Origin of the sequence: Tunicatimonas sp. (assembly GCF_049647865.1) — a bacterium.
Lineage (GTDB): Bacteria > Bacteroidota > Bacteroidia > Cytophagales > Cyclobacteriaceae > Tunicatimonas.
In genome coordinates this window covers 1-20,098 of record NZ_JBARYM010000209.1, presented here as the reverse complement: position 1 = coordinate 20,098, position 20,098 = coordinate 1, and the positions used below count along the sequence as shown (strand labels likewise).

Genomic DNA, 20,098 nt, shown 5'->3' with positions numbered 1-20,098 from the left:
CGGCTAATCCGGATTAGTCGACCGAAGCCCGATGAGAAATTTTAAACCAAATATTCATATTTAACCAATTAAAAGATGAAAGCTCTATTATTAACGATCCTCGTATTCTTTACCCTAAATGTTCAAGCGCAAACTGACCCACCCCGCAACCGGATCACCCTGATGGCTGGTTTTGGCGGCGGACAGTGGAAAGATCAATTCTATTCGCCGTTGAGTTACGATGTAAACAGCGCACTGTGGCAGTTTGGCTGGGAGCGATCCACCCGGCAAGGTCATATTTTTGTATTTGAAACTCAGAGCATGGCTGCTAAGCTTACCCCCGATGCGGGAGAGCAATTTGAAAGCGAGATGATCGGTTTTGAACTACAAGCGGCCTGGTTGTGGAAACTCAAAGAAACCAACCGCTGGCAATTTCACCTCGGACCGGAATACAGTATCGGTTCGCAGGTTACTACTCAGAACGATGACGGTTCTTCTTACAGTTACGTAAGCACCCACGGTCTATCGGCTACTGGCCGGGCCAACTACCGACTGGATCGCTGGAATTTTACCGGGCAACTGAGCTTACCGCTGTTTATGTATACCGCTCGCCCACCCTACGCAGATTATACCGAGGGAATGGAAGTCAGCGATTTGTTATTTCGCATGGAGAACGGCGACTGGCAAAACCCGAGCCGCTACCTAGCCCCCGAAGTGCGGGTAAAAGCTGAGTACGAACTGCGCCGGTGGGTAGGCTTAGCTGCGCAGTACCACTTTGCTTATCAGGATTTAGAGACTAATCAACCCGTGTCTTCTTCTACCCACCATGTGCAGGTTGGGGTAAACTTCAAATTCTGAATGTACAACGAGGGGCCGTACTGCGGCCTCTTTTTTCCGGATGTAACGCAAATAGTTGATTAACTTCAGGTACCAAACCCCATGAATATGAAAACGCTACTTACTATTCTCGTCCTCTCATTTGTTCTGAATACTGTTCTTTCTCAGGAAAGCCACGCTCAGTCAATATCTAGAATAAGAGAGCAGTTTAATGAAGTGCTGCAAAAAGAAAATATCTACAACGGATTCTTCCTACTACATTCCGACCGACTGGGTATTCATGAGCAGTGGGTGGGTGGGCAATTCGCTAATGAAGATATGGTAACCGACCGAACGCCCTTCCATACGGCTAGTCTAGGCAAAACCTTTACGGCGACCACTATTGCGATGCTCACCGACGAAGGAAAGTTAAGCTTTGATGATCCGGCGGCTAACTATTTGCCTACCGAAATTATACGAGGCTTGCACGTAATTGACGGAGTGGATTACGGCGATCAGATTACCATCCGTCATTTGCTACAGCACCGCTCGGGTCTACCCGATTACTTCGAAGATGAACCTACGTCGGGTGAAAATATGATGAGCCTCTTATTCTCTGAGCCGGAACGCTACTGGGAACCGGAAGAATTAATTCAGTTCACTAAACAGCACTTCCCAGCCAGATTTGTACCCGGCACTGGCTACCACTATACCGATACCGAATACATTCTACTGGGATTGATTATTGAGCAACTGGAAGGTAAGTCCCTCCATAAGGTATTTACCAAACGAATCTTCCAACCGCTAGACATGACCCTTAGCAGCATGCACCTGCGGTCTGAACCAATAGCTACCCCTGATTATCCGATGGCCGAACTGTTCTTAATCTGGTACGAAATCCCTAATCCCTGGAAGAAGGTTTTGAAGAGTTCTGTTTAGGGTGAATAAACTTAAACGCGCACCATGGATAGTGATGTAGCCAGAACACTAGTAGCATTCCCTCTAAATGAGCCGGTCACCGGCATGGTATTTTCGTATTGTGAGCTGGAGCAGATAGGAATATGGGAGCTACCGGCAATCATCCCATTGCTTGGGTCAAATCCAACCCACCCTGCTCCGGGCAGATAAACATCCACCCAGGCATGCAACTCAGGTTCTGGATGTTCTGATTCAATAAAAAAATAACCGCTCACGAATCTGGAGGCAATGCCTAGGTGTCGGAGCAACTGGATCTGCATCCATGAAAGATCCCGACAAGCCCCTTGTTTTAAATTAAAAGTAGTATCGGGTGCGAAAGACTCGCCTTCAATCCGCGTTTCCAACGTGAAATCATGATGAATTTGGCGGGTCAAGGCGGTAATGAAGTTAAGGGTTTTGTAAGCGGTGTCTACCAGAATACGGTTAGCATATTCCACGAGGGAATCATCAATTTTTATAGTGTGTAGTGCCGAATGTAAAATGTCTTTCAGTTGCGACGAATAATTAAAAGGCAGATCAAAATAGTGCTCGGGAAACATGATAAAGTCAAAAGGATTATTGTCTTTCAATACCACTACCGATTCCGCACAAATGCTTAGTTTTTCGTGCATCCCGCTAAACCAGCCGAAGTGTATCAGATTGTTTTCCGCATCATTATGTTCCGATAAACCGGTTGGCGCCGAGACGATAGTGAGATCAAAACTTTCTAGCTTATTGTGCGGTGTAACCCTGGGTTTGAACCTAAAGTAGTGCGGTTCAACAAACACTTCTTTACTAAACGTATACGCAGTTTCGTGCTTAATCTTTAATCTCGTGCCCATTAATTTCACTAGTGAACGCTTAAAGGTAACATATTAAACGGTTTATTATACCCTACTACATCCACGTGAAAAATACATGAAATCTCACCTAAGAACTTCTTGCTTGGTGGAATTAAACGCCCCCTACTGATATTCCGCTAACTGATGGGCCAATATCTCCAACGCATGAGCTTCAAATAGAAGGTTACCTGAGAATCCGGTTTTTTTATTTTGAATGGTGTTTACCAAGTAGGAGGCAATCACCGGTGCGTACGTCTGATGCAGCAAATAGGGTCGTTTTGCTTGGGTATCCTCAATAATATTTCTGATCATGGCGGGTAAGTGGGATATATCCCGGTGTTGCGTAAAGTCGTGCCGGATAAGTTGAATTCCTAGGCACTTTACCGCTTGTCGCCCTGGAAACCGGATCTTTTGCTCCTGCTCCTGAATACAGGCATAGGCGATAAACTGACCGGCACGGATCTGGTGCTGGAGCCGATTAGACACCCCGGAATGAGAAAACCCGCCTTCCAGACAGTATAAAAAGCGTAAAGGATGATACTGTTCAATATCAAAGAAAACTTCCAGATCTTCTTCCAGCCGCATATCTAGATAAAAGCAGCCCAGCCCGTGGGAAAAGTCCAGTGCCCGGAAACGGCTGGAATAGTCGGGAGTACTGATCTTAAGTATATCTTGCTGATGAACCAGATAATCCTGGCCCAACTGTTTTTCTAGGAGGACTATAAGATCATACAGGAAATACGACTCTAAATGTATTTTCATGAGAAAAGCTATCATGTAAAAACTCCTAAAGGATACATTCCCTAGGAAATGATTCTTTCAAGCGGTAGAAGGGTTTCGCTTTAGGTGAATTGACTTATCGGCAAACCGATAGAAACGAATGCCGTGCTTCCTGCCAATTTTAAGATAGACAAACAGTTTCATATAAAGGGTTCATCCCGGTAACTAAATTGCCCTTACAGGAAACTTATTTTTCTCTGGTTAACAGAGTTTGCTGAAACTGCTTTGGGAACATGCCAAACTTTTCTTTGAACTTGCTGGAAAAGTGACTTTTGTTGGTATAGCCAACCCGCTGGGCTACCTCTCCCACGTTCCACTTGTCTTCGGCTAACAGTACTTTGGCCAACCGAAGTCGCTCCTCTCGAATGTGATGATAGATCGTAGTATGAAACAGTTGTTTGTATCCCTGTTTCAATTTCAATTCGTTGATACCGATCATATGAGCCAGTTCCTTAATAGAAGGAGGGTCCGCTAAGCGATCCATAACAATTTTCTTGGCGTTCAATAGTGCCTCTTCGTCGCGCTCCCGAAGCATCAACTGCTGGGAACTGGGCTTTTGATCATCACTATATTGGCTGAGTACCAACGAGAGTAGCTCTAGTACTTTAGATTCCAGAAACGTGCGCAAGATAAGCCCCCGATAGGTGGTCTGATGAATTTGGTTCAGACACTCAGAGGCACCGATACTGTAGTAACCATGGTAGAGGAAAGGGTAGTGAGCGGTTACATCCCGAAATGTTTTTTCCAAATGGGGGTGGATGGTTTCCAACCCAGCATCAATGCGGCTCAGATAAAATGACCGATTGATTTCAATAATATAAATCGTTTGCTCCAGATGAGAGTGAAAGCGAAAAAACTGATCTACACTACCGGAACAAGCCGACAGAGAATTTTCTGAAGCGTTAAGTTGGTACTGAATGAGACGGGCTTTGACCGAGTGAACCAACTTACCCTTTCGGCAAAAGATCAGGCGAAGCGGGTGGTACTTAAGTTGTTCTAAGTTAATCAGTAGGTCTTCTTTAAGCGTGCCGTGAATAGCTACTAAGCTAAGTCCATCGTGCAACTGATAGGTCTTCATGGTGCCAAAACCTAGCTGCTTGGGTAGTTGGAAGCTCTGTACAAAATTATTAGTCACCAATGGTACTTTGAGTGCGGAAGCAATAGTCTGCATTACTCCGAATCGGTCTTTATTAGTGACAGTTATTTCCATACATATGTAACAACGAATTTTTTTTTAAAATCCCAGCATATTCTTTTTTATTACCTGCCAATCTAATTGCTGTTAGATTTCAAGCTCTTCTATCAACAAGAAAAACATCATAATGATGCCGGATAAATAAAAACACTTACCTGATCAAATACTCCGATACCACGGTAGACAACTGCTTTTGCATCTTTATAATTAATAAAATTACTAGTAGAGGTAATAATAAGGCCTCCCGCGGTAATAACGCTTCCATATTACCTTATTACTAAATCGAGCGTAGAATTCTTATTAAAACGGGCATAGCCCAATTTGAAAATGACAAAATTACCACTAGAGGTAGTAAAATAAGTTAAAATAACCGCTAAGGTAAAACCTGGACTCTTTTACATTCTTCCTATGTAATAGTTTTAACTAATAAAAAGTTATTTTTTCATCTTTTTTATGAAAGCTTCCGCCAAATTTATCGATCAGGGTCAATCTGAGTTTTTTCCGGTGCTCAGAAAAAAAGTCAACCACTACTTTAAAGACAACCAAATTACCCATTACGGCAACCGGGAAATGATTATTAAATCAGTGGTGCTGGTCGGGGCGTACCTGGGTGCTTATCTGGCGGTTTTGTTACTCTCGGTAAACCCCTGGTTCTTATTACCTCTGGCGATCCTAATGGGCGTAGCAATGGCCGGCATTGGAATGTCGGTTATGCACGATGCCCTACACGGTTCTTACTCCTCAAGTTCAAAGGTCAATCGCTGGGTGGGTTATATCACCTACTTCATTGGGGCCAGCCCATTCGTCTGGAAAATCCAACACAACATCTTTCATCATACCTATACTAACATCTACGGCTTGGACGAAGATATTAAAACGAAAATTGTGATTCGCCTGTCGCATCATGCTTCCCTAAAGTGGATTCATCGTTATCAGCACGTATACGCTTTTTTCCTTTACGGTCTCAATACCCTATTTTTTATCCTAAGCGATCTAATCAAGCTCCTCAATTATCACCGCACCGGGATGATATTGCACCAAAAATCAACACTTCGGGCTGAATTGATTAAGCTGCTGTTTACCAAGCTGTCTTACCTGTTTTTTATCGTCGCCCTCCCCATATTGATTTCGCCACTTCTTTGGTGGCAGGTGCTGATTGGGATCCTAGCCATGCATCTGGTTGCTGGCTATATTGTCACGCTGGTTTTCCAAATGGCGCACGTGGTAGAAGGGGTAGATCAGCCAATTCTCAATGCGGAAGGGGATATTGAAAACGCTTGGGCGGTTCATCAGTTACTTACTACGGCCAACTTTGCCCGAGACAACCGCTTCTTAAATTGGTACATTGGCGGATTGAACTATCAAATTGAGCATCATTTATTCCCTACTATTTGCCATGTGCACTATCGTCGTATTGCTCCTATTGTAGAGCAAACGGCTCAAGAATTTCATCTGCGTTATCAGGTCATGCCTACGTTTACCCAAGGGATTCATTCTCACATTCAGATGCTGAAATCACTGGGGCATCCGCATCACCCCGTAAATGCTCAACCATTTACCCTATGGTAGATGTTTTGTATCAACCATTAACTAAATTTTTTATCTATGAGTGAGCTAAATGATCCTTAAAGAGACTTCATAAAGCCATTCGGCAAGAGGAGTGCGCGTAGCCTCAGGTCTACCAACCCTTCGTTTTTAACCGTGAATACTTTTATTTACTTTTTTACTATAATGAAAATGACAAAATCTATTTTTTTCTATCAACTACCCTTCGCTTTGGTGCTGATTCTGGGGATAACCGCTTTAGAAGGATGTAATGGTCCGGTAACCAAGGCAGAGGTACAGGACGATCTGGAGGACGCTCGGGAAGCTACCCAGGAAGCTCAGGAAGAAACCCAGGAAGCCTATGATGCCCGAAAGCAATTCTACGTGGATTCTGCTGAGGTGAAAGTCAAAGAATTAGAAGATCGCAGTAGTAAGATTGATGAGCGGATAGCCGAGCTCAGAAGCGTTTCTGAGAAAGCCTCTAATCAAGCCGCCCAGGCAGACATTGCTTCGGCAGTGCAGGATCTACAGGACGAAAAAGCCGGACTTAATGAGAAAATCGTGAAAGTAAAATCAATCAAAGAAGAAGACTGGAGCACTTCCTACGATGAGATCAATGTGGCTATCGGCAAAATTGAGCGTGAAATTGACAAACTCTCTGAAGGTCTGGAGACCAGCAATCAATAGGAGACCCTATCAATTACGAGCAGGCCAAAGGCTGCTCTACGACAGCTACTCTCGTTCAGTATAGCCTACTATTCTCAATGTTTAATGAAAAATGATTATATACTTTTAAAGTTATAAAAATGAAAACGTTTATCTATTCACATCAATTATTCATAGCATTTATTATCATCCTAGGTATAACGATTCTGGGAGGTTGTAGCCACCCCCTGACTAAATCTGATGTACAAGATGATTTGGAGGATGCCCGGGAAGCTACCCAGGAAGCCGAAGAAAAAACCGAGGAGGCCTATGGTTCAAGAAAACAGTTTTACACTGATTTCCGCGAAACCAAGGTAAAGGAGCTGGAAGATCGCAGTAGCAAGATTGATGACCGGATAAGCGAGCTTAAGAAGGTTTCTAAGAAATCATCAAACCAAGCTGCTCAGAGAGATATTTCTTCGGCCATTGCGGAGCTACAGGACGAAAAAGAAACGATAAACGAGAGAATCGTGGAAGTAAAATCAATCAAAGAGGACGATTGGAGCAGATCCTACGAAGAGATTAGTGCTGCTATTGGCAAAATTGAAGGAGAAATCGATAAATTATCTCAGAGTTTGGAAACCAATAATTAGACTGTGTATTGACATATGGCCTTCACCCAAAGGAGACTGGTAATAATAAGGTTGAGACTCTGTTGACTGCTAATGGCAGATGCCAATCAGGCACGACACAGAAGTGATAAAATTACCTATAGCGGTAGTAAAATGCTTAAAAACAACTCTTGATGTATAATATCGCTAACTATCTACCAATAGCGCAACCAAGAACGCTAGATACCGTGCACTAAAGAGTAAGTAAAATTTAATAACCACAAAAAGAGATAGTTGATGAAAAATTTGAGAATGATTGAGGAGAGAAAAAACATACAGTATCAAAGAGAAAATGTTAAGCAGTTGAGTGTTACGGAGCTAACTAATTTTTCTCATGGAGAAGAACGAAGTAGTTCAATGCGTGACGGGTTTTATACCCACCGTTATCGTTCCCTTCTCTGATCTGAATGTAATATTTGTTGACAAGGCGATTTCGCGCAGGTGAAACCGCCTTTCTTTGGCCTCTTTCAAAAAGAGAGCTGTATTCACTGATTAGGAATTTTTTATATAGCCCTTCAATAAGTCGCTTTGGCACCCAGTGCATAGTAGAATAAGAAATCCAAACAGTCTATTTACTCAGAAAATAGCAGTAATATGATTATAAACAAAGAAAACGGATATGCCGTAAATATATAGTTTGAAACTAAGCCTTGGAAATTTTCGGGCACCGTTGGAGAAATATTCTGGGACTTTTTTATACCTGTTAGGTGAAGAGACTTTAAAATACTGCTGTAGTAGCATATTCCAAAAGATCATACGCTTGAGTACCGATTAGGTATCCCGGAACGTTTAATGCAGAACAAGTTCGGCTCGATGCTGATGGATACCATGATTAGATGTAATACAAAAATGTAAAACTTGAGATGTCAGAAACTCTTATTCGCCAATAAGCCACTTACTTCTATGATTACTAATCTGAATAAGCAAATTGTCGATAATGAACCCGAGTTTTTTTTTATTTGGGACATAGGCACTCAGAAGATTATACACCTAGCTGATATCTACTGCGAGAATGGCGCTTTTAAGTTGAGAGAACTTACTGATCATAACCGGCTGGCGAATTTTTTCCATCCTCAGGACCGAAATAAGTTTAAGGCCATACTCAGGAGTTTCTCTACCGAGAATGCCCTACAGGATCATGATTTACGAGCTAATCATAAAAAATATGAGGCCAAATGGTTGAACCTGCGCTCTTTTCTGATGGAAGAAAATGGCAGACAAGTTGCGGCTCATATTTCCAATGTAACGAAATGCTACGAGCAACTGGAGGCTTTGCAAAAATCTAGTGAGTGGAATTCGGAAATCATTCATATGCTAGTGCATGATTTGAGAAATCCACTGTCTAGCATTCAAGTTCTCTCAAATCTTGCCCAAAGTAATATTCAAGAAGATGATACTTCGGAGGGATTATACTTTCTGACCCTGATAGACGATGTGGAGGAAGACGCTACCCAACTGATCGATGCGCTACTAAGCCTGCTCGAACTGAACGATACCAAGTTTACACTTGAGCGTAAACCAACCAATGTTAGTGAATTGATTCAAAGCAGAGTAGAGCATTTTGCTGTTATAGCCAACCTGTATGCTATCTCACTAACGACCGAGCTACTCAATGAAGCCATACCAATCTCCACCGATAGCAGGCTATTAAAACAGGTGATTGATAACCTGATAATGAATGCTCTCAAATTCACCCCGGCTCAAGGGAGTGTTACCGTTCGCCTCTCATATCAGACAGGTTACTTTACTCTCTCGGTGCAAGACAGCGGCATAGGCATTCCTAGAGATAAGCTGCCCGAGCTATTCGAGAAGTTTACGAATGCTCGTCGGTTAGGAATCAGAGGCGAAAAAACATCGGGCCTAGGCCTTTCCATCGTCAAGAAAATTACCGATATGCTTAAGGGCAAAATATCGGTGACCAGCCAGGAGCATCTAGGTAGTACATTTACGGTAGAGTTACCTGTCAACTAACGTCCCTAAAGTATCGGAGGTAGCTTATTTTTGCGAGGTTACGCTTGAAAGATTAATTATTTAGTTTTATGCCTATACTACGCTGCACCATGAAAATCGCCTACATTTCTACTTATTTACCCCGAGAGTGCGGTATTGCCACCTTCAACGATAATTTGGAAAAGGCAGTGAATACCAACTATTCTGATCACTCGTTTAGAGAACATAGCTTTGGTATTGCGATGAATGATTCGGAAGAGCAGTTGGCTTATGACTATCCGGATCATGTAAAATTTGTCATCCGGCAAAACCAACAGAAAGATTATATCCAGGCGGCTACCCTCATTAATACCAGTGATACTAGGGCAGTGATCCTGGAACACGAATTCGGCATATACGGAGGAGAGAGCGGGATCTATATTTTGCCCCTGATCCACCGTCTGGAAAAACCGTTGTTTTCGGTACTGCATACCGTACTGAGAGAACCATCCTACACCCAGAAACTCATCATTCAGGAAATCGCCGAACGCTCCGCCCGGCTAATTGTGATGAGCCGTCGGGGGATCGAGTTTCTTACTACGATCTACGGCATCGCCTCGGAGAAGATCCAATACATTGAACATGGCGTCCCTGATCTGGAAGCTCCGGTGGTGAATCCGCTGAAAAAGGTGTCATCTTTCCGAAATCACCGCGTGCTGCTCACGTTCGGTCTGCTCAGCCGGAATAAAGGCTTAGAAACCGTGATCCGGGCGTTGCCCCGCATTGTGGAGCAGCATCCCGATGTGATATACGTAATTCTGGGCAAAACCCACCCCGGCATTGTCCGCACCTCGGGCGAAGAGTACCGGGATCATCTGAAGCGTTTGGCCGTCCGTTTACAGATTGACCAGCACCTGACCTTCATTAACAAATTTGTTTCTGAAGCTGAACTCATGGATTATCTGTCCGCCGCGCATGTTTATATCACGCCTTATCTCAATGAAGCTCAAATCACAAGTGGAGCCTTATCCTACGCGGTAGGGGCCGGCGCCGCCGTGGTATCTACCCCCTACTGGCATGCCATGGAACTGCTGGATCATGAGCGAGGACGCTTATTTAACTTTAAGGACGAAGAAGCGCTGGCTGAAACAGTGAATGAACTTCTGGATCAACCTGAGGCGCTGGATGCACTGAAGCAGCGGGCTTATCAGTATGGATTACACTTGCGCTGGCCCCGGATAGGGGCAGACTATATCCAAACCATTCATGAGTTTCTTGAGAAAAAGACCATTGTTAAAAAGGCGATTCGACCGATAGTAGATACGGATAGAATTCCGGAATTCAGCCTAACCCATGCAAGTCGTCTGACAGACGATACCGGCATTGTGCAGCACGCTAAATACGGTATTCCTAACCTGAAAGAAGGGTACTGCATGGACGACAATGCCCGGGCGCTAATCATGATCCTGATGACCTACCAAAGGAACAAAAGCAAGGAGGCGCTGGATTTGTTGCCCATCTACCTCAGCTTTATTCATTATATGCAACGGGATGATGGAAACTTTCGCAACTTTTTAAGCTTCCGAAGGGAGTATCTGGATGAAGTGGGGTCCGAGGATTCGTTTGGCCGTACGGTATGGTCGTTGGGTTATCTCGTTAACTGTGCCCCCAATAGCTCCTATCGGGAATTTGCCGTCGAACTGTTCTTCCGCTCAGTGCCGCACTTCAAAGCACTGCACCATTTGCGGGGTATCGCCAATACCATCATCGGTATTAGCTACTATTTAAAAGTGCACCCTGATGATGATCTGCTCCTGCGTGAACTGACTGATCTAACGACTCCTTTATTGAAAGCTTATAAGCAACATCGTAGTAGTGATTGGCACTGGTTTGAAGATAAGCTCACCTACGACAATGCTATTTTACCGTTAGCGTTGCTGCACTCCAGTGAAGTTACTGGCGATGAAAAGGTGAAGCAGGTAGCCATGGGGTCCCTGGAGTTTCTGGATAACCTAACCCTGCAACATGGGTTTTTAAGTCCGGTAGGCAGCTACGGTTGGTATCACCGGGGTCAGGATATGCCCGTTTTCGATCAGCAGGCCATAGAAACGATGGCTATGGTGCTGATGTATTTCCAGGCGTATCAAAGTACCAATCGTCCGGAGTTTATCGAAAAAATGTTCGTCAGCTTTCAGTGGTTTCTGGGCGAAAATATTCTCCGAGTTCCGTTGTATGACCACGAAACGAAAGGCTGTTGTGATGGTTTGCAAGAGACGGCGCTTAATCGCAATCAGGGGGCGGAAAGCACGCTGGCCTACCTGATCTCTCATCTTACCGTGCTAAAAGGCTTGGAGTTAGAGTACGAATACAGCCCGGTTGATCAGAAAGTAGAACCTGTTCTCTAAAATGAAAATCGCGGTATTATCCCCAGTAGCGTGGCGTACTCCACCCCGGCATTATGGCCCCTGGGAACAAATGGCCTCAAATGTTACGGAAGGGCTAGTAACAGCAGGAATGGAGGTGACCCTCTTTGCCACGGCCGATTCGCTTACTTCAGCCAAATTGGAAGCGGTGGTTCCTACGGGTTACGAAGAAGACCGTTCCCAGGATGCCAAAGTAGTAGAATGTCTGCACATCAGTCATCTCATGGAAAAAGCCCATCAGTTTGATGTAATACACAATCATTTCGACTTTTTACCGCTTACCTACTCGAGGCTGATCCCTACGCCCATGCTCACGACGATTCATGGATTCTCCTCTCCGAGCATCATCCCGGTTTACCAAAAATACAATGCCACCTCGCATTACGTTTCCATCAGCAGCAGTAACCGCAGCCCGGAACTGAATTATCTGGCCACAGTATACAATGGGATTCGGGCTGATGATTTTACGTTCACCGAACGTCCAGAAGAATACCTGTTATTTTTTGGGCGTATCCATCCGGATAAAGGTACAGCGGAGGCCATTCAGATTGCCAGCCAGAGTAACCGGAAGTTACTCATCGCCGGTATCATCCAGGATCAAGCTTATTTTGATGGAAAGGTAAAACCTTTTTTAGACGAACAGATCGTATTTCTGGGGTCGGCCGGACCGGAAAAACGGAGTGAATTGCTGGGAAAAGCCCAGGCCCTGCTGCATCCGATCAGCTTTGAGGAGCCGTTTGGTTTGAGTGTGGCCGAAGCCCAACTATGCGGCACGCCCGTTATCGCCTTTAACCGGGGATCGATGCCGGAGCTAATCCGACATGAACAGACCGGCTTTCTGGTAAGTACGATCAGCGGAGCGGTCAGGGCAGTACATCAAATTGACCGGATCAGCCGCTCCCGTTGCCGGGTGTGGGCACTAACGCATTTCACCCAGGAAAAAATGGTTTCCGATTATCTGGAGCTCTATCAGCGTATTCTATCTTTCTGATGATTTGTTGTATAGCTTATCCAGCAATGCATTGAGATTCACCGAAGCGAACGAGGAGCAGTAGTCGGACAGTCCGTAAGGGATAATCAATTCTCCGTTATGGATTATGGAACCACAGGAGTACAGCACATTGGGAACATAACCTTCTCGTTCCTCTTTGTTGGGAATGAGCAAGGGTTCCTCCAGATGCCCTATTTCTACGGTAGGGTCATCCAGCTTCAGTAAACTCACACCGATACAGTACCGTCGCATGGGACCCACCCCGTGGGTAAGTAGTAACCAGCCGTATTCGGTTTCAATGGGAGAACCACAATTGCCCACTTGTACCAACTCCCAGGGGTATTTAGGTTGCTGTATCATAACTGGGTTTTCCCACAGGTTGATATTATCCGAGTACATAATGTAATTGTTCCGACCATCATTACGGGAGGCCATGACGAACTTCCCATTGATCTTTCGAGGAAAGAGCGCTAAATTTTTGTTCTGTGCCCCGGTACCATACAATGGCATAATATTGAAATTGTAAAAGTCGTGGGTCTTTAGCAGTTTAGGCACAATGATCTCCCCATCGTAGGCGGTGTAGGTAGCAAAGTACACCAGACTGCCATCGTCTTCCGTAAAGCGGACAAAGCGGGCATCTTCTATCCCTTTACGTTCAAATTCAGAGATAGGAAAGATAACCCGATCAGAAATATCGGTATCCAGCGAAAAGGCAATCTCATAATAGGAATCCGCCAGCCATAGCACTTTTTCGTATTCCAAATGCATAGATTCATCAACGTAGGCTTTTTTCTTATCAAGGATGAGTTTTTTCAGGATATTATAATCAAAATAATCATCTAGTTGCTCTTCTACTTCCTTTAATACTTGGGCTTCGATCTGACCGCTGAATGCGTTATCAAAAAATATTCTTTTTTCGTAGGGAGTACTATGAATAATTTCAGCTTCACCTACATAGTTACCTACCGGCAACACACTGATATTGTGATCTTTATCCAGTAAAGCTTTGCGAAAGGCAATGGAAGAGATGTGGCCCTCCCCAACCGCTCTAAAGCTCATTATTACTCGTTTTTGCCCTTCTTCAAGTTCGCTCTGATCGGGGTCTTCTACCATAGAAGGATTAAAAAAAGCGGCTGATTCGATCGAATATTCGTGGGTGAAAAAAGAACCAATCAGTAGTTTCCGGTAAGCACTTAATCGCTCATAGTTGATATCCATATCGGCAAAAATCGACTTCAAACGGTCACAATGCCGGTACAGCACTTTGGTGATATTGCGGTGTCTTTTAGAATACTCCTGAAGAATTGGTGAGATGATGCTAAAGACTTTAGGATCACTTATTTCTATGACCTGTTGAATCAACTGTTTAGCCCGTTCATCACCATTAAAAAAGTAGCGAGCAATTACCCGCTTAGCATCAGGATACACTTTTTCATCTTTTCTTTCTATTGTAAGTCTCATGGCGGTGGATTAATGGGCTACTGAAGTTCAGGCAAGGTATGGTATGTACAAGATATATCTATGAAAAGCTAAATTTATTATGTAGCTAACTTTAAAGGCTCCTTAGACTCAAGCTTGATTCTTTAGTTTTGCTATGCCCCCTTGATTGAATAAATCATGAAAACGGTGATATGTGCCTTACCGGAAAAGAATTACAAAAAGTCTTAAAAATTAGTGTACCTTCAACACACTATAGTTTGCCTCTATTTTTGATCCTTCCTTTTTTGCTAAAGTTTGCGGAAATGAGTTGACCTAGAGGTTTTGCTTTCTATCACCTAGTCCTTGCTTGCAGCGATTTGTGATGCATTAATCATCCAAAATCCTTTTATCTAGAAGGTGATTATCCAATGAAGCAGCTGAAAATAAGCAAGAAAATAACCAATCGGGAGAGCCAGTCCCTGGATAGGTATTTAATAGAGATCGGAAAACTGGGCTTAATTACTTCAGAAGAGGAAGTAGCTTTAGCCAAAAAGATAAAAGAGGGAGATCAAATCGCTCTGGAAAAGCTGACTAAAGCCAATCTACGGTTTGTTGTTTCGGTAGCCAAGCAATACCAAAGCCACGGGCTGACCCTGAATGATCTAATCAACGAAGGTAACCTGGGCTTGGTCAAGGCGGCTCAGCGCTTTGATGAGACCCGGGGGTTTAAATTTATTTCGTATGCCGTATGGTGGATTCGCCAGTCCATCATGCAAGCTATCGCTGAGCAGTCGCGTATTGTTCGGCTTCCTTTAAACCGGGTAGGTTCACTGAACAAGATCGCTAAGAGTTTCTCGCAACTGGAGCAACAATTCCATCGAGATCCCACGACCGAAGAGCTAGCCAAGCTAATGGACATGACCGAAGAAGAGGTAGGGTTTACGTTGACCCTATCAGGTCACCACCTTTCCCTTGACGCTCCTTTTGCCAACGGAGAAGAGAATGAGAATAGATTGCTGGATGTGTTGGAGAATGAGCATGAGGAAGCCGATGCGGATATGATGACGACTTCCTTACGAAAAGAATTGGAACGAGCGCTTGCTACCTTAAACGAAAGGGAGGCTGATGTGCTGGCCCACTATTTCGGACTTAACGGAGAAAAAGCAATGACGCTAGAGGAGATTGGAAAAAAATACAACTTAACCCGGGAACGGGTTCGCCAGATCAAAGAGAGGGCCACCCGCAGACTCCGACATAATTCCCCCAGTAATCTATTGAAGTCGTATTTAGGGTAATCGTATTCCAGACACAAAGGACTAGTCTAATCCTCTACAAGAAAAGTATGCATACCGATAAACTATCTTATTATGGAGTGTCCAGCTAGTAGATAGTAGGGTAAACCTGGCCTATAATTGGTCGTTTCTTCTTTTTTCTTGTCGTTTGGCGGCTTTAGAGGCCCTTTTTTCCTTCAGGTTTTTCGCTGGTGCTTTTTTACCACTTTTAGGTCGGCCTTCTTTTTCTTTAGACATCTTCATTTAGGTTTAGGGTAAACAATTGATAAATACCTTGCCCTTGCTACTAGAGAAGAGTAGCCGGCTCACTCATTAGCTCTCGTTCAAAAAAAACCAGCTCTTTTTGGGAGGGGGTCGCTTGAATGGTGCAGTAGTAAACCCGCTTTACAAAGCGCCTTACTACTAGTTTAAGTGTAGGATTCACTTTAGGATATACCACCGATCCTTCGGGGAAAATATTTTCCATCTTAGAAGGTAAGCATAATAAAACTGGTACAACCTAAAATGAAGAATTATTTTATATAAAGTTTTGAAAATCAGCCGTTTTATCTCCTTGATATCTATTCTGATTACTATTTTTCTGAAGTGGTGGTGGCAGTATGCTAATGGTTCAGCACACCTGCTAGCATTTAAGAGGTTATCTATCAGGATTCATACACCCGTTTACCATACTCACTTATCCGCCAATTCTTTGATTTATTTTCAACTTGTATCAAACCTAGCGAACCTAACTCCTTCTCCACTTCTTCTTCGTCTCCTTTTAATAGTCCTAGCTTGTCATAAGTATCAGATATAGTGAAATAATCGTCAGCGTTTTTGTATAAATATTTAAATACGATAGTTGCATTTTTACTTAATCGTTTCATCAGATACCAGTTTGTTCTGTAATGTAGGAACCAGTGACTGAAAAACCTATCAACTTACGCGCTGTGGAAGTTTTAATGCATTTGTTCTCCATGTTCACTAACCTCATAGTATGTTCCATCTTTGTTGGTAACTACTGGTCAAATCAAGTCCAGGTAGGTTAATTCTTTTTTAACATTCCTTTCATACCTATTGTACGACTCCGGTAGTACTTGATTTACAATGATTTGGTAGTTTTGCCATTAGGTAGTGTATTCAATACAAGAATGGCACTGTGGCAAGGATGACAACGACGGTGACCGGGGCGACCCCGCCACGCTATAGTTCTATTTCTGATGGAATGTCAATCGCACCTTTACGACCTTGCTGCTGTTTCGGCAGTCCGATCTGGCAATGAGGACGAGCGACTAAGCGCAAGTGAAGAACAAAATGCTGGTCTTACAATCCCGTGTGTAACAAAATCATTCACCGAATTTTTGCGTGTGTCTGAGATAATCGGAACTGTTTCTCCTAGTGATACGAAAAAATCTATACCACGCGGTGGCCGTACCGACGCTTACATAAACCGTAGAAATCGCGGTGAACCGAATAATACAATTTATTAACTCATCGTCAAATTCTTAAGTTTTCTACTCTCAATTAAAGCACACTACCCTATATAATAATGAGTAGGGAATATATCAAGGAGTTTTTCACTGCCATTGCGCAATTAACTTATCCTTTCCAGCACGGGGGTATTTTTGGTAGTAGGTATTGCGATTAGTCAGACAAAAAACCAGACGCTCATCCTGGTTATGGTAGCTGCGCCAGAACGATAATGGTTCCGTGGGTAGTTGATCAAAAACAAACTGGGAACGTTTACTAAGTTCTCCTTTACGAGCGTACTCGGTAATGACCATCCGACTATTGTGGGGCACATGAGCGGTATACTTCTTTCCGTGCACGGTACATTCTACTGGCAGCTTGCGTACTTTACCCGATTGCCAATAACTACCGCGGACAATGGTGCGTACCTGAAAGCCCGCCCGATCGGTTTGCCAGCCCGTATCAAAGATACCGTACTGTAGGGTATAATTCAAAAAACGGCTGTAGTAGGCCATTCCACTGATCCTTTGCAGACTACTCGCCCGACTTACGGAAGGCAAGGAAGCCTCGAACTGATAGTCCAGGATCACCTTACCATGCATCTTCGGAAGAGTTCTTGCGTTGATTGGAAGTAGCGTATCCAATGCTGGAGGTAACCTATGCGGTGAAAGATCAAAAGTGAGTTGCTGTTCAAGATCCTTAACGACCGTTCCCTCCTGCCATATAGCCTCACCCATCGTGTGAGGAATAGCCGGAGGTATATCGTCCGTTTGGCAAGCGGTTAGTGACCAGGAAATGATTAGCATTATGATAAAAAACGTATATGCTTTCATAGTAGAGATAAAATTAGGGTGAGAATAAATTGTATTGATACAGAGAGGTTGTGGCAGTTAAGGACGATTAAAGTTCCACTTCCGGCTGCTTGGAAGAGGCCGGTACTGTAGGCTGCGCCACTAGCCCGGCGTAGCGTTCTTGCTGCTCAACCGAAAGATGGGGGAAGGAAGGGACTGGTTGTTCGGATTTTTCCTCACCTACCACTTGTCCCATGTTCTGCCGATCGGGCGGGACTACTTCCTGATGTTGCTGCTGATCCATGCTCGTAATTTTAGCCCGCACTTCCGAATACTGCTGCAACTGAGCTTCAGCCCGTTCAGTGCGCAGGGCGACCAACTGCCCCGGCTGCTGGTTAGGCATCCGGAACTCCCCCTTGTCGGCTTCCGAAAGGATTACTACCCGGCCGTGGGCCGAAAGGGAGTTGGCCCCCGCAACATACGCTTCGTTTTCTCGCTGTACCGTGGTTTTGGCTTGCTCGTAGTCGGATCGCATCACCCCGATGCCCTGCCGGGTGTGTTCTTCCAACCGTTCCATATTGTAAGCGGTGGGCAAGGCGTGGTAGGAAGCTAGTTGTTGGTTAAGGTTTGTCTGTAGTTTAGTGTCAGCTTCTTGCCCGTTGAGATACTTATTCTTTTCTTCCAGGTAACGCGACACTTCCCCCGCTGCCTGTTCCAAGGGTTTGCTATGGGTTTCCAGGTACTGCCGGGCGGGAAACGACAGCTCCTCCAAAGCTTTAGATTTGGATTCAGGCTGTAAGGCTTGTTCCAACCGTTGTTGTACTTCCACATTGCGTTCCAAGGCAGGGTGCTTTCCTTTCAGATTACCTGTCAGCCGCTCTTCGGTCAATTGATTGAGTTCTTTTAGTGTGGTACTGGCGATTCGGCTATGCGCCAGCACCTCTTTGCTATCGGGGGAAAAGCGGTGTAGTATCCGCTCGTATTCCTGGGCAAAGCCTTCGTAACCGTAGCCCCGCAGCGCATCAGCCGCGGTTCGGCCAGCTTGTTGGATGTCTTCGTACTGCGTTGTTTTCTCTTGATCCATAAGTTAGTAGGTTTGGTTTGATTCGTTTAGTAAAATGAGCGGGTTAATCAATTTCGCGTACACCCTTCTGTGTCCGCAGTGCTTCTACTTGGTTTCGGATGAGCTCCTTGACTGCATGTGCATCTATAATGCCTCGCAGCACGAGGGTGGGATGCGTCTGATCAGATGTTACTAGTATCAAATCGGATAGTCCTAGCCATCGGTTGAGCAGGGAAGCCGTAATTGTGTAGTCCTTGATGCGGTAAAGTTCTACTTCATCCGAGGTGCGGTGCAGTATCCCTTGCTCACAGACCAGGCGCTCAGTGGTGAGCGTATAGCGCGTGGTACGCACTTGAAGGTATCGCCATAGGGCGAGAGGAAAGGGAAGCAAAAATACACAAGAGAGGTAGAGTCCCAGGTGCATTAAGGGTGAAGGGCGGCCTTGCCAGAGAATAGTAGGGCGCATGATATTCTTTGTTTAGTAATTGAGTACTAGCGTGCGAGCGATTGTTGTTCGCTCTAGGCGTTTCTGCTCTTGATCGGCCTGTCGTTGCAAGGGCTTCACCGTAGCGACATCCAGCAATAGCGCGTCCGAGCGTTCTAGTAGTTGCCCTACCAGCAGCAGATAGTTTTCCGCAAAAGTTTGCAGCCGGATACGCTCGGCTTCAGTCATAGAGAACCGGTGAGACTGCTTGAGTACCTCGTTCATTTCGGTGGCTTTGAGCAGCAAATCTTCCGACACGTACTGAAAGGCCACTGCGGCGTAGGCTTTGCGTTCGGCTACGATCTGGTGAACGCTCTCGGATAACACCTGACTGGCTTGCTGAGCTCGTTGTAGCGAGGAAACGTCTTTTGGCAGGGCATCCGCCCTTCCGGCAATAAACAGATCGCGGTAGGTATCATCAGGGTATCGATTGAAAATCGGATGGTCTATTACAAAATCTATCTCTAGTCCCGGCTGTATCGGACCTTTTACCAGTTCTGTAGCTAGATAGATTGATTTAGACAAGTCAGCCCAGTGCAGGTCGCGAACGCTTCCGGCTTGCTTTAGATCATCTAGTACTTGTTGCTGTGAGGTCTTCATACCCTGGTAGCTATTATCTACATCTTGAGTAAAATCACGAATCTTTCTGTACTGCTGACCTTTCAGCAGGTTGACTGCTAGGTTCTCCCCGCTTTTAGCCGTAGCTTTTTTGTCAATGATGAGTTGAGCGGAAGCAGCGTACGAAAGCAAGGTGAGCATTCCGGCAGCGAGTATTTTCATAAGATTCGTTATCAAGTTCATGGGCGTTTAGAAGAGAGGAGTTGTAG

The 20,098-nt window shown here is 44.6% G+C and carries 20 protein-coding genes; 9 read left to right on the top strand and 11 right to left on the bottom strand.

Features of this window, described 5'->3' with window-relative positions; translation table 11 throughout:
• The first annotated feature begins 75 nt into the window (after window positions 1–75).
• Window positions 76–837 (top strand): hypothetical protein, encoded by a 762-nt coding sequence (locus WBA23_RS06520; protein ID WP_424581446.1) that lies wholly within the window; start codon window positions 76–78, stop codon window positions 835–837.
• Between the two features lie 87 nt (window positions 838–924).
• Window positions 925–1,734 (top strand): serine hydrolase domain-containing protein, encoded by an 810-nt coding sequence (locus WBA23_RS06515; RefSeq protein WP_424581445.1) that lies wholly within the window; start codon window positions 925–927, stop codon window positions 1,732–1,734.
• Window positions 1,735–1,745: 11 nt separating this feature from the next.
• Here the strand turns inward: WBA23_RS06515 and WBA23_RS06510 are convergent, their stop codons facing one another.
• From WBA23_RS06510 to WBA23_RS06500, 3 genes are all read right to left on the bottom strand, one after another.
• Window positions 1,746–2,594, bottom strand: a complete 849-nt coding sequence (locus WBA23_RS06510) for a transglutaminase family protein (protein ID WP_424581444.1) — start codon at window positions 2,592–2,594, stop codon at window positions 1,746–1,748.
• Window positions 2,595–2,717: 123 nt separating this feature from the next.
• Window positions 2,718–3,356 (bottom strand): hypothetical protein, encoded by a 639-nt coding sequence (locus WBA23_RS06505; protein ID WP_424581442.1) that lies wholly within the window; start codon window positions 3,354–3,356, stop codon window positions 2,718–2,720.
• A 205-nt stretch (window positions 3,357–3,561) separates the two neighbouring features.
• On the bottom strand, window positions 3,562–4,584 hold the full coding sequence (locus WBA23_RS06500; RefSeq protein WP_424581441.1) for a helix-turn-helix transcriptional regulator: 1,023 nt from the start codon (window positions 4,582–4,584) through the stop codon (window positions 3,562–3,564).
• A gap of 438 nt (window positions 4,585–5,022) precedes the next feature.
• On the opposite strand from WBA23_RS06500, the gene WBA23_RS06495 reads away from it, so the two are divergent.
• The 6 genes from WBA23_RS06495 to WBA23_RS06470 all read left to right on the top strand — a co-directional run bounded on the left by WBA23_RS06495 (window position 5,023) and on the right by WBA23_RS06470 (window position 12,773).
• Window positions 5,023–6,138: a fatty acid desaturase family protein gene (locus tag WBA23_RS06495; protein ID WP_424581440.1), complete on the top strand. Its 1,116-nt coding sequence runs from the start codon at window positions 5,023–5,025 to the stop codon at window positions 6,136–6,138.
• A gap of 168 nt (window positions 6,139–6,306) precedes the next feature.
• Window positions 6,307–6,801, top strand: coding sequence for a hypothetical protein (locus tag WBA23_RS06490; protein ID WP_424581439.1), 495 nt, complete (start codon window positions 6,307–6,309; stop codon window positions 6,799–6,801).
• 119 nt (window positions 6,802–6,920) lie between these two features.
• On the top strand, window positions 6,921–7,412 hold the full coding sequence (locus tag WBA23_RS06485; protein ID WP_424581437.1) for a hypothetical protein: 492 nt from the start codon (window positions 6,921–6,923) through the stop codon (window positions 7,410–7,412).
• A gap of 921 nt (window positions 7,413–8,333) precedes the next feature.
• Window positions 8,334–9,401 (top strand): ATP-binding protein, encoded by a 1,068-nt coding sequence (locus tag WBA23_RS06480; protein ID WP_424581436.1) that lies wholly within the window; start codon window positions 8,334–8,336, stop codon window positions 9,399–9,401.
• A gap of 89 nt (window positions 9,402–9,490) precedes the next feature.
• The gene (locus WBA23_RS06475; protein ID WP_424581435.1) at window positions 9,491–11,764 is read left to right on the top strand and encodes a glycosyltransferase; all 2,274 of its coding nucleotides are present in this window, start codon (window positions 9,491–9,493) and stop codon (window positions 11,762–11,764) included.
• A 1-nt stretch (window position 11,765) separates the two neighbouring features.
• Entirely contained in the window at window positions 11,766–12,773 is a 1,008-nt protein-coding gene (locus WBA23_RS06470) for a glycosyltransferase family 4 protein (RefSeq protein WP_424581434.1), read from the top strand.
• On the opposite strand, the gene WBA23_RS06465 is transcribed toward WBA23_RS06470, so the two are convergent.
• Window positions 12,762–14,234 carry a glycoside hydrolase family 130 protein gene (locus WBA23_RS06465; protein WP_424581433.1) on the bottom strand — a complete coding sequence of 491 codons (1,473 nt, stop codon included), beginning with the start codon at window positions 14,232–14,234 and terminating at the stop codon, window positions 12,762–12,764. The two genes, WBA23_RS06470 and WBA23_RS06465, sit on opposite strands and share 12 nt — an antisense overlap.
• A 386-nt stretch (window positions 14,235–14,620) precedes the next feature.
• Here WBA23_RS06465 and WBA23_RS06460 point away from each other — a divergent pair, with 386 nt between their 5' ends.
• On the top strand, window positions 14,621–15,487 hold the full coding sequence (locus WBA23_RS06460; protein ID WP_424581432.1) for a sigma-70 family RNA polymerase sigma factor: 867 nt from the start codon (window positions 14,621–14,623) through the stop codon (window positions 15,485–15,487).
• 111 nt (window positions 15,488–15,598) lie between these two features.
• On the opposite strand, the gene WBA23_RS06455 is transcribed toward WBA23_RS06460, so the two are convergent.
• The 7 genes from WBA23_RS06455 to WBA23_RS06425 form a co-directional block, all read right to left on the bottom strand.
• Window positions 15,599–15,721, bottom strand: a complete 123-nt coding sequence (locus tag WBA23_RS06455; protein WP_424581431.1) for a hypothetical protein — start codon at window positions 15,719–15,721, stop codon at window positions 15,599–15,601.
• A 49-nt stretch (window positions 15,722–15,770) separates the two neighbouring features.
• Window positions 15,771–15,950, bottom strand: a complete 180-nt coding sequence (locus tag WBA23_RS06450) for a hypothetical protein (protein WP_424581430.1) — start codon at window positions 15,948–15,950, stop codon at window positions 15,771–15,773.
• 178 nt (window positions 15,951–16,128) lie between these two features.
• Window positions 16,129–16,350, bottom strand: a complete 222-nt coding sequence (locus WBA23_RS06445) for a hypothetical protein (protein ID WP_424581429.1) — start codon at window positions 16,348–16,350, stop codon at window positions 16,129–16,131.
• A 690-nt stretch (window positions 16,351–17,040) separates the two neighbouring features.
• Window positions 17,041–17,766, bottom strand: coding sequence for a hypothetical protein (locus tag WBA23_RS06440; RefSeq protein ID WP_424581428.1), 726 nt, complete (start codon window positions 17,764–17,766; stop codon window positions 17,041–17,043).
• A gap of 67 nt (window positions 17,767–17,833) precedes the next feature.
• Window positions 17,834–18,808, bottom strand: a complete 975-nt coding sequence (locus WBA23_RS06435; protein ID WP_424581427.1) for a hypothetical protein — start codon at window positions 18,806–18,808, stop codon at window positions 17,834–17,836.
• A 43-nt stretch (window positions 18,809–18,851) separates the two neighbouring features.
• Window positions 18,852–19,253 (bottom strand): PH domain-containing protein, encoded by a 402-nt coding sequence (locus tag WBA23_RS06430; protein ID WP_424581426.1) that lies wholly within the window; start codon window positions 19,251–19,253, stop codon window positions 18,852–18,854.
• Between the two features lie 12 nt (window positions 19,254–19,265).
• Entirely contained in the window at window positions 19,266–20,051 is a 786-nt protein-coding gene (locus WBA23_RS06425; protein ID WP_424581425.1) for a hypothetical protein, read from the bottom strand.
• Window positions 20,052–20,098: the final 47 nt, after the last annotated feature.

Bases quoted from the DNA above. Each gene is read 5' to 3' on its own strand.
- WBA23_RS06520 (WP_424581446.1), top strand. From the start codon at position 76: ATGAAAGCTCTATTATTAACGATCCTCGTATTCTTTACCCTAAATGTT.
- WBA23_RS06515 (WP_424581445.1), top strand. From the start codon at position 925: ATGAAAACGCTACTTACTATTCTCGTCCTCTCATTTGTTCTGAATACT.
- WBA23_RS06510 (WP_424581444.1), bottom strand. From the start codon at position 2,594: ATGGGCACGAGATTAAAGATTAAGCACGAAACTGCGTATACGTTTAGT.
- WBA23_RS06505 (WP_424581442.1), bottom strand. From the start codon at position 3,356: ATGAAAATACATTTAGAGTCGTATTTCCTGTATGATCTTATAGTCCTC.
- WBA23_RS06500 (WP_424581441.1), bottom strand. From the start codon at position 4,584: ATGGAAATAACTGTCACTAATAAAGACCGATTCGGAGTAATGCAGACT.
- WBA23_RS06495 (WP_424581440.1), top strand. From the start codon at position 5,023: ATGAAAGCTTCCGCCAAATTTATCGATCAGGGTCAATCTGAGTTTTTT.
- WBA23_RS06490 (WP_424581439.1), top strand. From the start codon at position 6,307: ATGACAAAATCTATTTTTTTCTATCAACTACCCTTCGCTTTGGTGCTG.
- WBA23_RS06485 (WP_424581437.1), top strand. From the start codon at position 6,921: ATGAAAACGTTTATCTATTCACATCAATTATTCATAGCATTTATTATC.
- WBA23_RS06480 (WP_424581436.1), top strand. From the start codon at position 8,334: ATGATTACTAATCTGAATAAGCAAATTGTCGATAATGAACCCGAGTTT.
- WBA23_RS06475 (WP_424581435.1), top strand. From the start codon at position 9,491: ATGAAAATCGCCTACATTTCTACTTATTTACCCCGAGAGTGCGGTATT.
- WBA23_RS06470 (WP_424581434.1), top strand. From the start codon at position 11,766: ATGAAAATCGCGGTATTATCCCCAGTAGCGTGGCGTACTCCACCCCGG.
- WBA23_RS06465 (WP_424581433.1), bottom strand. From the start codon at position 14,234: ATGAGACTTACAATAGAAAGAAAAGATGAAAAAGTGTATCCTGATGCT.
- WBA23_RS06460 (WP_424581432.1), top strand. From the start codon at position 14,621: ATGAAGCAGCTGAAAATAAGCAAGAAAATAACCAATCGGGAGAGCCAG.
- WBA23_RS06455 (WP_424581431.1), bottom strand. From the start codon at position 15,721: ATGTCTAAAGAAAAAGAAGGCCGACCTAAAAGTGGTAAAAAAGCACCA.
- WBA23_RS06450 (WP_424581430.1), bottom strand. From the start codon at position 15,950: ATGGAAAATATTTTCCCCGAAGGATCGGTGGTATATCCTAAAGTGAAT.
- WBA23_RS06445 (WP_424581429.1), bottom strand. From the start codon at position 16,350: ATGAAACGATTAAGTAAAAATGCAACTATCGTATTTAAATATTTATAC.
- WBA23_RS06440 (WP_424581428.1), bottom strand. From the start codon at position 17,766: ATGAAAGCATATACGTTTTTTATCATAATGCTAATCATTTCCTGGTCA.
- WBA23_RS06435 (WP_424581427.1), bottom strand. From the start codon at position 18,808: ATGGATCAAGAGAAAACAACGCAGTACGAAGACATCCAACAAGCTGGC.
- WBA23_RS06430 (WP_424581426.1), bottom strand. From the start codon at position 19,253: ATGCGCCCTACTATTCTCTGGCAAGGCCGCCCTTCACCCTTAATGCAC.
- WBA23_RS06425 (WP_424581425.1), bottom strand. From the start codon at position 20,051: ATGAAAATACTCGCTGCCGGAATGCTCACCTTGCTTTCGTACGCTGCT.